This is a genomic window from Streptomyces yatensis, assembly GCF_018069625.1.
GTDB lineage: Bacteria > Actinomycetota > Actinomycetes > Streptomycetales > Streptomycetaceae > Streptomyces > Streptomyces yatensis.
This window is the reverse complement of record NZ_CP072941.1, coordinates 4,649,404-4,663,527: the sequence shown is the minus strand read 5'-3', so window position 1 is coordinate 4,663,527 and position 14,124 is coordinate 4,649,404. Positions and strand designations below refer to the sequence as shown.

Annotated in this window: 13 protein-coding genes; 6 read left to right on the top strand and 7 right to left on the bottom strand. The window is 72.5% G+C overall.

Features of this window, described 5'->3' with window-relative positions; genetic code table 11:
- Positions 1-97 precede the first annotated feature (97 nt).
- From J8403_RS19295 to fahA, 7 genes are all read right to left on the bottom strand, one after another.
- On the bottom strand, positions 98-889 hold the full coding sequence (locus J8403_RS19295; RefSeq protein WP_211124272.1) for an ABC transporter ATP-binding protein: 792 nt from the start codon (positions 887-889) through the stop codon (positions 98-100).
- Positions 886-1,788, bottom strand: coding sequence for an ABC transporter permease (locus tag J8403_RS19290; protein WP_246585901.1), 903 nt, complete (start codon positions 1,786-1,788; stop codon positions 886-888). Before J8403_RS19290 ends, J8403_RS19295 begins: the two co-directional genes overlap by 4 nt.
- On the bottom strand, positions 1,785-3,143 hold the full coding sequence (locus J8403_RS19285) for an ABC transporter substrate-binding protein (RefSeq protein ID WP_211124271.1): 1,359 nt from the start codon (positions 3,141-3,143) through the stop codon (positions 1,785-1,787). The genes J8403_RS19290 and J8403_RS19285 overlap by 4 nt, the downstream gene beginning before the upstream one ends.
- Positions 3,144-3,154: 11 nt before the next feature.
- Positions 3,155-3,382: a 4Fe-4S dicluster domain-containing protein gene (locus tag J8403_RS19280; RefSeq protein ID WP_014054080.1), complete on the bottom strand. Its 228-nt coding sequence runs from the start codon at positions 3,380-3,382 to the stop codon at positions 3,155-3,157.
- 63 nt (positions 3,383-3,445) lie between these two features.
- Positions 3,446-4,216: a GntR family transcriptional regulator gene (locus J8403_RS19275; RefSeq protein WP_211124270.1), complete on the bottom strand. Its 771-nt coding sequence runs from the start codon at positions 4,214-4,216 to the stop codon at positions 3,446-3,448.
- Positions 4,217-4,439: 223 nt separating this feature from the next.
- Complete coding sequence (locus J8403_RS19270; RefSeq protein ID WP_211124269.1) at positions 4,440-4,949, bottom strand: hypothetical protein; 510 nt, start codon at positions 4,947-4,949, stop codon at positions 4,440-4,442.
- 50 nt (positions 4,950-4,999) lie between these two features.
- A complete protein-coding gene (gene fahA / locus J8403_RS19265) occupies positions 5,000-6,250 on the bottom strand; it encodes a fumarylacetoacetase (RefSeq protein ID WP_211124268.1) in 1,251 nt (416 codons plus the stop codon).
- 222 nt (positions 6,251-6,472) lie between these two features.
- Between fahA and J8403_RS19260 the strand changes: the two genes are divergently transcribed.
- The 6 genes from J8403_RS19260 (at position 6,473) to J8403_RS19235 (ending at position 14,102) form a co-directional block, all read left to right on the top strand.
- Positions 6,473-7,711 carry a carboxylate--amine ligase gene (locus J8403_RS19260; protein ID WP_246585900.1) on the top strand — a complete coding sequence of 413 codons (1,239 nt, stop codon included), beginning with the start codon at positions 6,473-6,475 and terminating at the stop codon, positions 7,709-7,711.
- 24 nt (positions 7,712-7,735) lie between these two features.
- Positions 7,736-8,935, top strand: coding sequence for an FAD-dependent oxidoreductase (locus tag J8403_RS19255; protein WP_211124267.1), 1,200 nt, complete (start codon positions 7,736-7,738; stop codon positions 8,933-8,935).
- Between the two features lie 490 nt (positions 8,936-9,425).
- The gene (locus J8403_RS19250; protein ID WP_211124266.1) at positions 9,426-10,436 is read left to right on the top strand and encodes a polyprenyl synthetase family protein; all 1,011 of its coding nucleotides are present in this window, start codon (positions 9,426-9,428) and stop codon (positions 10,434-10,436) included.
- A gap of 376 nt (positions 10,437-10,812) precedes the next feature.
- Positions 10,813-12,066, top strand: coding sequence for a LolA family protein (locus tag J8403_RS19245; RefSeq protein ID WP_211124265.1), 1,254 nt, complete (start codon positions 10,813-10,815; stop codon positions 12,064-12,066).
- 82 nt (positions 12,067-12,148) lie between these two features.
- Positions 12,149-13,132, top strand: a complete 984-nt coding sequence (locus J8403_RS19240; protein ID WP_211124264.1) for an ABC transporter ATP-binding protein — start codon at positions 12,149-12,151, stop codon at positions 13,130-13,132.
- Positions 13,119-14,102, top strand: a complete 984-nt coding sequence (locus tag J8403_RS19235; RefSeq protein ID WP_246585899.1) for an ABC transporter permease — start codon at positions 13,119-13,121, stop codon at positions 14,100-14,102. Before J8403_RS19240 ends, J8403_RS19235 begins: the two co-directional genes overlap by 14 nt.
- The last annotated feature ends 22 nt before the right edge of the window (positions 14,103-14,124 follow it).

Here is a 14,124-nt window from a genome sequence, read left to right as displayed (position 1 = left end):
GGTGGTGGGCGCGGCGTTCTGCGCCCTGCGCTCCCCGTCTTCCCTGTGCTCCCTTGTGTTCACGGAGTTGGGCCTTTCGCATACCGAGGGATTCGGGTCACATGCCGAGGGATTCGAGGACCTGACGGCGCAGCGCGACGGTCGGCGCCGCGTCATGGGCGGCGCGCTCGCGCGGATGCGGTACGTCCAGCACCCGGCCGCCGCCCTCCGCGCCGCCCAGCAGTGCCACCCGGTCGCCGAGGAACAGCGCCTCGTCCACGTCGTGGGTGACGAAGACGACCGTGGCGCGGGTGCCCTCCAGCACCTCGACCAGCAGCCGCTGCATCCCGGCGCGGGTCTGTGCGTCGAGGGCGCCGAACGGCTCGTCCATGAGGACGGCGCGTGGCGCGCCGACGAGTGCCCGGGCGAGCTGGGCCCGCTGCCGCTGGCCGCCCGAGACCCGGTGCGGAAGCCGCCCGGCGTGCTCGGCGAGCCCGACGCGCTCCAGCCAGGCCGCGGCCCGGTCGCGGCGCGCCGTGCGCGGTACGCCCCTTATGGCGAGCGGGAGTTCCACGTTGGCGCGCAGGGTGCGCCAGGGCAGCAGCGCGTCCTCCTGGAAGATCAGCGCCCGGTCGGCGTCCGGCCGGGTGATCGGCGTGCCGTCCTGGGTGACCCGCCCGCCGAGCGCGGGCAGCAGCCCGGCGAGGGTGCGCAGCAGGGTGGATTTGCCGCAGCCGGACGGGCCGACGACCGTAAGGATGTCGCCGGGCGCGACCTCCAGATCGAGACCGTGGAGGACGGCTGCGCCGGGGCGGCCGAGTACGGCGTCCTCCAGGCGCAGCCGTACGCCCGGCGGGGCGGCTTCGGCGGTGGGCGGGGCCGGGGTGGTGGTGACGTCGGATGTGCTCACGGGGTGGCTGCCTCCTTGCGCGAGGGCGCCGGCCGGCCGCTGGTCTCCGTACGGGGCAGCCATCGGGTCAGCCGCCGTCCGGCCAGCTCGACCGCCGTGGAGGTGAGCCAGCCGAGCACGCCGATGGTGGTCATGCCGACGAAGACGCCCGGGTAGTCGACGATCGTGTAGTCCTGCCAGGTGCGGTAGCCGACCCCGTAGGCGCCGGAGATCATCTCGGCGGAGATCACACAGATCCATGAGACGCCGATGCCGACGGAGAGCCCGCCGAGGATCCCGGGCAGTGCCCCCGGCAGGACGACGGAGACCAGGACGCGCCCGCGCCCGCCGCCCATGGTCAGCACCGCCTCCTCCCATACGGGGGCCAGCGCGCGGACCGCGTGCCGGGTGCTCACCATGACCGGGAAGAAGGCGGCGGTGAAGGTGATGAAGACGATCCCCTGCTCATTGCTGGGGAACATCAGGATCGCCACCGGCACCAGCGCGATGGCCGGGATGGGACGGCACACCTCGAGGACGGGGCCGAGCAGATCGGAGACGAGAGGGGAGCGGGCGATGGCGGTGCCGACGGCCACGCCCAGGACGGCGGCGAGCGCGAAGCCGGTGAGGATGCGGGTGAGGGAGTCGGTCAGGTCCTGCCAGTAGGCGCCGGTGCCGAGGCGGTCGGCGAACTCCCGCGCCACATCGGTGGCGGAGGGGAACTGCGCGAAGCGCAGCCACAGATTGATGTCGAGGGTGGTGAGCAGCTGCCACAGACCGAGGGCGGCCAGCAGCGAACCGGTGCGCAGGGTGTAGCGGACCCAGGGGCGGCGCCGCGGCGGCCGGGGCGCGCCGGCGGCCCGGGCTGCGGGCGCCCCCGGGGCCGGGCGGGTCCGCACCGGCGAGGTGGGCGCGCTCATCGGGCCGCCGCCAGTGCCGCGGCGTAGCTGAGGGTGCGGGCGCCGGGGTGGGCGGCGACCCAGGTGCGGGCGTTGTCCGGGGTGACGAAGGCCCGCAGATCGCGGCCGTCGCGGACCCAGATCGCCCGGTCCGCGAACCACCGGGTGCCGGTGGTCGCGTCGGGCACGTAGGCGGCCCGGACGCGGTCGCGGTGGCCCGCGGCGAAGCGCAGCAGTTCGGTGGGGGTCGCGAAGGTACGGAGCCGGTCCTCGCCCTTGAGCCAGAGCTGGTTCGGCGAGACGGGCGGGGTGGCGCGCAGCGCCTTCGCATAGGCGCCGGCGCTTCCGTACGCCCGTTTGAGATAGCGGTCGTCGACAAAGGACGGCACATCGACCGGGCCCACCAGTTTGGCGTCGCGCAGTACCGGGACGTCCTTCTCGAGCGCGGCGGTCAGCCGCGGCTTGAGGGTGGGGTCGAAGGTCGCGATGCCCCCGGTGCCGTTGTAGAGATAGACCACTTCGGGCGGCAGCCCGGTCGCGGTGGCGACCTTACGGGTGGCGTCGAGGGGATGGGCGCGCAGATAGCGGGTGGCGTCGAGCTGGGCGGCGAGGAACGCCTGGACGACGGCCGGGCGCTGTTCGGCGAACGCCTTACGGGTGGTGACCCCGTGGAAGGTGGGGAGGTTCAGCCGGGCGCCGTCGTACAGCGCCTTGGCCTTGCCCTGGAAGGCCAGCAGCCCCGGCCAGGCCACGAACTGCGAGAGGGCGTCCGCGCTGCCCGCTTCGAGGGCCGAGGCCCCCACGGCGGGCTGCTGGTTGAGCTTGTGGATACCGCCCTCGGGGTCGATGCCCGCCTGCTGGAGTGCCCGTACGAGCGTGCCGTCCGCGGCGGAGCCGACGCTGGTGGAGACGTTCTTGCCACGCAGCTCGGACAGGGTACGCAGCTTGGAGCCGGGCGCGGTGAGGACCGTATTGAGGCCGCCGCGCAGGTTGTAGCCGGTGACCGAGACGAGGCGGGTCGGTGCGTTCAGCTGGGTGCCGCGGCCTGAGTTGATCAGGAGCGGGAAGTCGCCCATCGATCCGATGTCGACCTTACCGGCGATCATCTGGGCGGTGATGGGCGCGCCGGTGGCGTAGTCCTCCCACTTCACCTTGTACGTATGGCCGTCGCGGCGGCCGAGGGCGCGCAGTTCGCGTTCGAAGGAGCCGAGCGAGCGCAGCAGGGTGCCCGCGGTCACGGTGTTGATGGTCTTGGACTGGTAGCCGACGGTGACGGTCACGGTCTTGCCGCCCGCTTCCGCGTTCCCGCCGCAGCCCGTGAGGGACAGCAGCAGGGCGCCGGCGGCGAGGGCCGACGGAAGGGTCGTGCGCTGCATCGCGGGGCCTTTCACCTCAGGAGATAGGGCATGTTGACCGTGACCGCGCCGGTGGGACAGCGGGCGGCGCACGGGCCGCAGTACCAGCACTCGTCGACGTGCATGTACGCCTTACCGCTGTCGGGGTGGATCGCGAGGGAGTCGAGGGGGCACATGTCCACGCACAGGGTGCAGCCGTCGATGCACTTGGACTCGTCGATCGTCACGGGCACGTCGGCACGCTGGGGCGCCAGAGGCATGGCTGTCTCCAGAAAGGGCGTGAAGGGGCGGAAAGGTGGTGGCGGGAAGGCGGTCGGGGCGGCTCAGGCGGCGCGGCGCAACTGGCCGCTCATGGTGATCCGGTCGCCGCGGAACCGGATGAACTCCAGGTCCACCGGGCGTCCGTCGCACAGCTGGGTGAGCCGCTCCAGCATCAGGACCGCCGCACCGCGCGGGGCCTGCAGAACGGCGGCAGAGTGGGCGTCGGCGTTGACGGCCTCGAGGGTGATCTCGGCGGTGCCCAGGGCCTGTCCGGTGATCTTCTCGATCAGCCGGAAGACATCGGTGTTCTCCAGATCGGCGCCGATCAGCTCGGCGCCGATGTCCATCGGGAGGTAGGTGAGGTCGAGGGAGAGCGGGAGCCCGCCGAGCCGGCGCAGCCGCTCGACGTAGAGGACATCGCTGCGGGCGGGGACGCACAGCCGCTCGGCGACACAGGCGGGCGCGGGGACGGGGCCGACGGTGCGCACCTCATTGGTCACCCGGCCGTGTTCGTGAAGGGTCTCGGCCAGGCCCAGCAGCCGGTCGAGGCCGTGCGGGTACTTCTCCGCGACGATGACCGTGCCCACCCCGGGCTGCCGCTCCACCAGGCGCTCGGCGCGCAGCAGGTCGAGCGCCTGGCGCACGGTGTTGCGGGAGGCGCCGTAGTCCTGGCCGAGCGCGTCCTCCAGGGGAAGTACGCCTCCGGGGAAGCCGCCGGTGAGGACCTGGTGGCGGAGCAGATCGGCGAGTTGCCGTGCCCGGTCGGCGCGCAGCCGGCGGCGGCGCGCGGCGGCGACCGGCGGGGCGTGCTCGCGGGGGCGTTCGGCTGGCATCGGCCGGCTCCGGGGTTGGCTGGTCGGCGGGTCGTACGGGGACCATACCGACGGGGCCGGGCCGATGGTGTTGCCGAAGTGTTGCGCCACCTGGCGACGGCCTTCGCACCGCCGCTGCCTGCGGTTTCGCCGTCGCGGCGGCAAGATCTGCCACTGCGCGAGGCGGCCCCCGGCGCGCTGGTGCGCCAGGGGCCCGGGGCGCCGGACGGGGCCGGCGCGTGGTTCAGCCGGTCGGGAGGTCGGTCGGGATGCCGCTGGGCAGATCGGTCGGGATGCCGGAGGGGAGCGACGTCGGCAGGCCCGAGGGAAGGTCGCTGGGCGAGGTCGCCTTGACGAAGGTGTCGTTCTTGGCGAGCGCGTCCCAGTCGACCGTGAGGGTCTTGCCGTCCGCGCCCAGGGTGACCTTGCCCGCGCTGCGCTCGGTGTTGCCGTCGGCGCACTTGAGCATGAGCATCTTCCCGCCCATGTCGGCGTATTCGCCGTTGCAGATGTGCTTGCCGGCCATCAGGACGGCCTGCTTGCCGCTGATGGACAGGATGACGGCCTCGTCACCGGACTTCGCCACATAGGTGCCGGAGACCTTCGCGTCCGCGCCCCCCTCCGCCGGGGCGCTCGACGCGGAGGAGGGGTCGTTGGAGGTGTCCTTCTTGTCGTCGCCTCCGTCACTGCCACATGCGGTCAGTAGCAGGGCGGCCGCCGCCACCGTGCCGGCGATGCCCACTGCCTTGTTCACGTGTCTCTCCTCGATCGTCAGGGCGGGAGCACGACAAATTAGCAGCCGGGTCAGGGCGTGGCCGGGACGACCTGGCCGGTCACCTCGCCCAGCCCGACACGGACCCCCTGCGGGCCCGGTGCCCAGGCCGAGATGGTCACTTCGTCGCCGTCCTCCAGGAACGTCCGGGTGGAGTCCGGGAGCCGCAGGGGCCGGCGGCCTCCCCAGGTGAGTTCGAGGAGACAGCCGAGCTCGTCCGGGCGCGGACCGCTGACCGTGCCGGAGGCGAAGACGTCGCCGGTGCGCAGCGAGGCGCCGTTCACCGTCAGATGCGCGAGCTGCTGGGCCGCGGTCCAGTACATGGCGGAGAAGGGCGGACGGGAGACCGTGTGGCCGTTGAGCGCGACCTCGAGGCGCAGATCGAGCCCGCCCGGCTCGGCGGCGCTGTCGTCCAGGTAGGGGAGGAGCGGGACGTCGCGGGCGGGCGGGCCGGTACGGGCCGCGGTGAGGGCCTCCAGCGGGGTGACCCACGCGGCGAGGGAGGTGGCGAAGGACTTGCCGAGGAACGGGCCGAGCGGGCGGTACTCCCATGCCTGGATGTCGCGTGCGGACCAGTCGTTGAGCAGACAGACGCCGAAGACGTGGTCATGGAACCCGGAGAGGCCGACCGGTGTATTCACAGTGGAAGGGGCGCCGACGACGAAGGCCACCTCCGCTTCGAAGTCGAGGCGCAGGGAGGGGCCGAAGACCGGAGTGGGGGAGGAAGCGTGTGGTGCGGAGGAATCGGCCGGGGGCAGGTGCTGGCCCTGCGGGCGGACGATGGGCGTGCCCGAGACGAGGAGGGTGCCGGCCCGGCCGTGGTAGCCGATCGGCATGTGCTTCCAGTTGGGGCTGAGTGCTTCGCCGTCGGGGCGGAAGATCCTGCCCGTGTTGGTGGCGTGGTGCTCGCTCGCATAGAAGTCGGCGTAGTCGGCCACCTCGAAGGGGAGATGGAGCGCGACGGCGGGGAGGGGGTGCATCAGGGGCTCGATGGTCGACCGGTGCGCGGGGTCGGTGAGCCAGTCGAGCACCTCGGCACGGACGGCCTGCCAGACCGGGCGGCCCGCGGCCATCAGCGGGTTGAGGGTGTCGGCGCCCAGCTGCTCGGCGTGCGGGGAGGCGGCGGCGGCCGCGGCGGCGCCGGCGTCCAGCACATGGTTTCCGTAGCGCACCCCGATTTTCCGCAGATGAGGAGCGTGCGGCGTGGTGAAGACGCCGTAGGGGAGGTTGTGCGGGCCGAAGGGGTCGCCTTCGGGCAGGTCCAGCGGGGATCGCTGCGGCATCGGGGCTGCCTCGCCTTCTCCTGGTCACTGCTGGGGGTGCAGCACACCCTAAGGCGAGGGGAGTGCGGGGAGGAAAGGAAGGTGGCACCGTGTCGACTACCCCCTAAAGAGATGGCAATGTCCGGAAAGTCCTTGCTGGAGGCGGCGATTCCGAAGTAGCGTCCTTCCTCGGGGTCACGCACAGTGGGGGGGCCACTGCGCTGCGGTGACCAAGGGGGGCTCGTGGCGAGCAGTGCCGTGCCGTTCGCGGTGGACCGTTCCGTACCCGCTCTGGTCGTGAAGATCGGCCACTATCCGCTGCATCACGGCGGCGTCGGGGCCATCCGGTCCCTGGGGCGTCTCGGCGTCCCCATGTACGCGGTCACCGAGGACCGTTGGACCCCGGCGGCGCTCTCGCGCTATCTGGCGAGGGCCTTCGTCTGGCCGACCACCGGCAGCGAGCGGCCGGAGCGGCTGGTGGAGGGGCTGCTGCGGATAGGGCGGGCGATCGGCCGGCCGACGGTTCTGCTGCCGACGGACGAAGAGGCGGCGGTGCTGATCGCCGAGCACGCGGATCGGCTCGCCGGGGAGGGCGGCTTCCTCTTCCCGCGCGCCGAGCCCGAGTTGCCCAGGCGGCTGGCGAGCAAGCAGGGGCTGCACGAGCTGTGCGTCAAGCACGGGGTGCCCACGCCCGAGGGCGCCTTCCCGGACACCTATGCCGATGTCAAGGCGTTCGCGGCGAGCGCGCGGTTCCCGGTGGTCGCCAAGAACCGGGAGGCGTTCGAGCGGCGGAAGAAGCCCGCGGTGGGCGGCACCACCCGGATCGAGGGCCCACGGGAGCTGATGGAGCTGGCGCGGCGGTGGGGGCCGCGGCCCGGGGTGGTGCTGCAGGAGTATCTGCCGCGCGAGGAGGCCGAGGACTGGATCGTGCACGGGTACTTCGACGCCGGGAGCACACCGCTGGCGATGTTCACCGGGGTGAAGGTGCGGTCCTGGCCGCCGCACGCGGGGATGACGGCCTGCGCCTATGTGGTGAAGAACGAGGAGCTGGCGCGGATGGCGGCCCGGTTCGTCCAGCGGATCGGCTTCAGCGGCATCGTCGATCTGGACTGGCGCTTCGACCGGCGCGACGGACGGTACAAGCTGCTGGACTTCAATCCGCGGATGGGCGCCCAGTTCCGGCTCTTCGAGAGCGCGGTGGGGGTCGATGTCGTCCGGGCCCAGCATCTCGATCTGACGGGGCGCCCGGTCCCGGGGGCCGGGCAGCGGCCGGGCCGCCGGTTCACGGTCGAGAACATCGACCTGCCCGCGCTGCTCGCCTATCGCCGCAGTGGATACACCACCCCGCACGCCCCGGCGAGGGCGAGCGGGACCGAGCTCGCCTGGGCCGCGCGGGACGACATGAAGCCGTTCTTCACCATGCTGGCCCGCTCGCTGCGGCCCGGCGCGGCCCAGCTCTACCGGCTGTGGCGCGCCAAGTGAACGCTGAACACCTTGGGGGGATTCATGAACGATCCGGTAGTGGTCATCGGGGCCGGTCCGTACGGTCTGTCGACCGCCGCTCATCTGCGCGCCCGCGGGCTGCCGGTCCGTGTGTTCGGGGATCCGATGGTGAGCTGGCGCGAGCGGATGCCCGCGGGCATGCTGCTCAAGTCCACACCGGTCGCCTCGAACATCGACGCACCGCAGCCCGGGCACACCCTGCTGGACTTCTGCCATGCGATGGGCGGCCCGCGCTATGAGTCGGACTGGGACCTGATCCCCGTCGAGACCTTCTCGGCCTACGGGCTGTGGTTCCAGGAGCGGCTGGTGCCGGAGCTGGAGCGGGTGCGGGTGGTCTCGGTCGACCGGCGGGGCGGCCGGTTCGAGCTGAAGCTGGACTCGGGGGAGCAGTTCACGGCGCGTGCCGTCGTCGTCGCCAGCGGGCTCAGCGGGCTCGCCCACCTCCCCCGTGAGCTGGCCGCCGCCGTACCGGACGGGCCCGCTCCCGGCGGCCCCGTCTCGCACAGTTCGCAACACCGCGACCTCGGGCGCTTCCAGGGGCGTGAGGTGGTGGTCGTCGGTGCCGGGCAGTCGGCGCTGGAGAGCGCGGTGCTGCTGGCCGAGGCGGGTGCCGCCGTGCGGGTGGTGGCCCGCGGGCCGCGCGCCGTCGCCTTCGGCGCCCCGCCGGACCACCAGCCCAGGCTGCGGCCCGAGTCGCCGTTCGGCCGCGCCTGGTCGCTGTACGCGGTGTCGTACCACGCCGTGGGCTTCCGGCGGCTGCCCGCACCGGCCCGGGAGTATCTGGTCCGCAGGGTGCTGGGGCCCAAGGGCGCCTGGTGGCTGAGGGATCGGTTCGCCGGGCGGGTGCGGGTCACCCAGGGGCGGCAGATCAGCCGGGTCACGGTGCGGGTCGACGGCCGGCCGGTGGTCGGCCTGCGCGGGGGCGGCCGGGTCGGTGAGCTGGCCGCCGACCATGTGATGGCCGCGACGGGCTATCGGATGAGCGTCGCCGCGCTGGACTTCCTCGGGCCCGGGCTCCGCTCCGAGTTGGTCACCGGCGCCGGGGGACCCTGGCTCGACGCCGGATACGGCTCCTCGGTGCCGGGGCTGTACTTCACCGGGCTGCCCGCGGCGGCGAGTTTCGGCCCGGTGATGCGGTTCGTCTGCGGCACGGAGTACGCGTCGCCACGGCTGGCGAAGGCGGTGGCCGCCGCGCACGGCTGAGCGACCGCCGAGCCCGCGGCCATCGGCCCGCCCCGGCCGATGGCCCGCCCCGGCTGACGGCTTGCGCTGGCTGTTGGCCAGGGCGGGCCGATGGCTTGCCCTGGTCTCTGGCCCGACCCGGCCGATGGCCTGCCCGGGCCGATGGCCTGCCCCGGCCGATGGCCTGCCCGGGCCGCTGGCCGTCCCCGCCCCGGCCCGTGCGCGGGCCCGTTGACCGGTCGGCAGGCACGGTCGGTTGACCCGTCAGTGGGCGGGGTCGGTTGACCCGTCAGTGGGCCGGGTTGGCTGACGTGTCGGGGGCCGGGGGATGAATGATCTGCTGCGATCGCGGTACTGCGGTGTGAAGTAGTCGGTTCGGGAGAGAACGGTGAGAGGCGCACAAGGCGGGAAGGCGCCCACAGTGATCGATACCCGACCGGATACGCTGCCTGTTGGTGGAGGCAGCGACACGTCGACATTCGCGTCATTCGTAGGCAGACAGGAGTACCCCGTGAGCTTCGTCGGGCCCTTGGGGCTGAGCGTGCGGGACCGGACTCTGGAAGCCGACACCCAGGCCGGGCTGACGGCGGTCGAAGAGGGCCTGCTGGAGGCCACCAAGAGCGATGTGCCCTTCATCACCGAGGCCGCCCAGCATCTGGTGCGGGCCGGTGGGAAGCGGTTCCGGCCCCTGCTGGTGCTGCTGGCCGCGCAGTTCGGCGATCCCCACGCACCCGGAGTGGTGCCCTCGGCCGTGGTCGTCGAGCTCACCCATCTGGCGACGCTGTACCACGACGACGTGATGGACGAGGCGGAGGTGCGGCGCGGCGTCTCCAGCGCCAACGTCCGCTGGGGCAACTCGGTGGCGGTCCTCACCGGCGACTTCCTCTTCGCCCGGGCCTCGCACATCCTGGCCGATCTCGGCCCCGAGGCGGTGCGGATCCAGGCCGAGGCGTTCGAGCGGCTGGTCACCGGCCAGATCCTGGAGACGGCGGGCCCCCGCGACGGCCGTGACCCGGTCGAGCACTATCTGGATGTGCTGGCCGGCAAGACGGGCTCGCTGATCGCCGTCTCCGGCCGGTTCGGCGCGATGATGTCGGGTGCCGACGAGTCCATCGTCAGCATCCTCACCCAGTACGGCGAGCGGCTCGGCATGGCCTTCCAGCTCGCCGACGATGTCCTGGACATCGCCAGTGACAGCCATGAGTCGGGCAAGACCCCCGGCACCGATCTGCGCGAGGGTGTGGCCACCCTGCCCGTGCTCTATGTGCGGGAGCGGGCGGAGGCGACCGGGTCGGCCGAGGACCGCGAGCTGTGCGAGCTGCTCGCGGGCGATCTCACCGATGACGCGCGCCTCGCCGAGGTGCTGCGGCGGCTGCGTGCCCATCCGGCGCTGGAGCAGGCCCGCCGGGTCACGGTCCGTTACGCGGCGGAGGCCCGTTCGATGCTGGCGCCGCTGCCCGAGGGTCCGGCGAAGGCGGCCCTCGAGGGGCTGTGCGACGCGGTGGTCCACCGGGCCGGCTGACGCCCGGCCGCCCGCCCACCGGTCGGCTGACGCCCCCGCCCAGCCCCAGCCCCAACCGCGGCCGCAGCCCCAACCGCAGCCCTAGCCCCAGCCCCAACCGCAGCCCATCGGCCCGGCTGACGCCCCGCCCGGCGTTCGCTCCCCGCCGCCCGCCCCCGCCGCCCGCCCCCGGCTCCGGGGAGCCCGACCCTGACTCCCGGGGGAGCGGTGTCATCCCCGAGCAGTACGCCCAGGTGATCCTGCGGGCTGACGCGCCACGTCACACGATTTGGTGGGATGAAAAGACCACCACATGGCGGGATCGGGTGACAATGGCCCGAGAGGGTGGACGAGTGCAAGCTGACGAACCGCCGCCGACGACGGAGGTAGAGCACACATGGCACGGATCCGACCGACACAGGTCGCCGACGACGGCTTCTGGGATGACGAGCGGCCATCCCGGGGGAAGAAGGTCGCCCGGTACGCCGCCCCGGTCGCGGTCGCGGGCATCGCGGCGGCGACCATAGGACTGGTCCCGGCGCTGGCCAGCACCGGTGACCCCGACCTGCCGAAGATCTCGGCACAAGAGCTGATCAGCAAGATGGCGGCATCGGACGCCCAGCAGATGTCCGGTTCGGTGAAGATCACCACCGATCTGGGCATTCCCTCGCTCCCCGGCGGCGGCTCCCTCGCCGACCTCGGCGGGGCACAGGGCGGCGAGGAGTCCGCCTCGCCCGACTCCCGGCTGATGGAGCTGGTCTCCGGCTCCCACACCCTGCGGGTGGCCACCGACGGCCCCGAGAAGCAGCGGGTGTCGATCGTCGAGAACGCCGCCGAGTACAGCATGATCCACAACGGCGACGAGATCTGGGCGTACGACAGCGGGAGCAACTCCGCCTACCACGCCACCGCCCCCAAGGAGGCGAAGGCCAAGGGCGACCACCGGCAGGAGCTGCCCAAGGACCTGCGGGGCGCCACGCCCCAGGAGATCGCCAAGACCGTGCTCGCCTCCGTGGACGACACCACGGATGTGACGGTCGACGGCACCTCCCGGGTCGCCGGACGGGACGCGTACGACCTGCTGATCAAGCCCAAGGCGGACAGCGACTCCACGATCGGGTCCGTCCGTATCGCGGTGGACGCGGACAACGGTGTCCCGCTGAAGTTCACGCTCTCCCCGAAGAGCGGCGGCAAGGCGGCCATCGACGTCGGCTACACCAAGGTCGACTTCGGCAAGCCCAAGGCGAGCACCTTCGACTTCACCCCGCCCAAGGGCGCCAAGGTCACCGAGGCGCCCAAGGCCGACCGGCCCGAGGCGAAGCACTTCGGCACCAAGGACTTCGGCGGCAAGGACCTCAAGGACGCCCAGGGCGCCCTGTCCGGGCTGAACGTCGTCGGTAAGGGCTGGGACTCGATCGCCCGGCTCGACACCCCCGGCGGCGCGGCGTCCACGAGCCCCGGCGGCGACCGCGGCCCGGGTGCGGCGTCCGGACTCCTCGGCGGCTTCGGCAAGGAGGTCAAGGGCGACTTCGGCTCCGGCACGGTGGTCAGCACCCGTCTGGTCAACGCGCTGCTCACCGACGACGGCAAGGTGTTCGTCGGTGCGGTCGACAAGGACGCCCTGGTCAAGGCCGCCAACGCGGCCAAGTGAGGCGCTGGGCGCGCACGGCGTAGAACCCGACGCGCGCCGGGCGCGCACGGCGTAGAACACGACGCATGACGAAGGGGAGCCCGTGGAGCAGCGGTCCACCGAGGGGAACGACACCGCGGTGGAGACCCGCGGGCTCACCAAGCGCTACCGGGGCGGACAGCTCGCGGTCGACGCACTCGACCTGTCCGTGCCGCGTGGCAGCGTCTTCGGCTTCCTCGGGCCCAACGGCTCGGGGAAGACGACGACGATCCGCATGCTCATGGGCCTGATCGAGCCCACCTCGGGCAGAGCCAGGCTGCTCGGCGAGCCGATGCCGCGCGCCGCCCGGAGCGTGCTGCCCAGGGTGGGCGCCCTCATCGAGGGCCCCGCCCTCTACCCCTTTCTGACCGGCCGCGACAATCTGCTGCGCTACGACGCCGCGGACCCCACGGCCGACCCCCGCACCCGCGTCCCCCGCGTCGAGGCCGCCCTGGACCGGGTCGGGCTGGCCGCCGCGGCGGGGAAGAAGGCCCGCGCGTACTCGCTCGGTATGAAGCAGCGCCTGGGCCTGGCCGCCGCGCTGCTCCAGCCGCGTGAGCTGCTGGTCCTGGACGAGCCGACCAACGGCCTCGATCCGCAGGGCATGCGCGAGATCCGTTCCCTGGTGCGCGAACTGGCCGAGGAGGGCACCACCGTCTTCCTCTCCTCGCATCTCCTCGACGAGATCGAACAGGTCTGCACCCACGCCGCCGTGATGGCCCAGGGCCGTCTCATCGCCCAGGGCACGGTGGCCGAGCTGGCGGCGGGCAGCCGGGGCAGGCTGGTCGTCACCACCCCGGACCCGGCGGACGCGGTCCGGATCCTGAAGGAGCACGGTGTGACGGATCTGGTGGTCCTGGACGAGCGCGTCTCCGGCGAGCTGCCGGTGCCCGGGCCCGGTGCGGACGACGCACCGCTGGAGCTGGCCGATCTCAACGCCGCCCTCGTCCGCGCCGGGGTGCGGGTCCGGGCCTTCGGGGCCGAACGCGCCTCGCTCGAGGACGCCTTTGTGGCGCTGACCGGGGAGGGCTTCGATGTCGCGGGCTGAGGAACTGGGGCCGCGGCCCGAGAGAGCAGGAACGGTTGGCCTCGGCGCACGGGCCACCCGGACGGGTGAGAAGGCGGTGGGTTCGGAGGTCAGCGGAAAGGCCCCGAACGCGCCCCGCCCGAACTCCCTGTGGGCCCTGGCGCTCTTCCGCTCCGAGCTGACCACCACCCTCCGCCGCTGGCGGACCCTGGCCCTGCTCGGAGTGCTCGCGCTGATCCCGATCCTCATCGGCGTCGCCGTGAAGATCGAGACGAGCGACGGCGGCAGCCTCGGCGGCGGCCGTGGCGCGGACGGACAGGGCCCCGCCTTCTTCTCGCAGATCACCAACAACGGGATCTTCCTGGTCTTCGCGTCACTGGCGGCGACGCTGCCCGTCTTCCTGCCGATGGTGATCGGCGTGATCACCGGTGACGCCATCGCCGGTGAGGCGGGCGCCGGAACGCTGCGCTATCTGCTGGTGGCCCCCGCCGGGCGGACCCGTCTCCTGCTGGCCAAATTCACCACGTCCATGGCCTTCTGCCTGATCGCGACCCTGATCGTGGCACTCTCGGGCCTGGTGACGGGGGCGCTGCTCTTCCCGCTCGGCGATGTCACGCTGATCTCGGGCATCACCGTCTCGTTCGAGGAAGCGCTGCTCCGGGCGGTCGGTGTGGCGGCCCTGGTGGCCCTGTCACTGGTGGGGATCGCGACGGTGGGGCTGTTCATCTCCACCCTCACCAACAGCGGAATCGCGGCCATGGCCACGACCGTGGGGCTGGTGGTCACCGCGCAGATCCTCGACAGCATCCCGCAGCTCCACGCGATCCACCCGTATCTCTTCCCGCACTACTGGCTCAGCTTCGCCGATCTCCTGCGCGAGCCGGTCTACTGGGACGAGCTGGTCAAGAATCTGGGGCTGCAGGGGCTGTACGTCGCCGTGTTCGGCTCGGCGGCCTGGGCCCGGTTCACCGCGAAGGACATCACGGCCTGAGCCGGTCGGGGTCGAACACCGA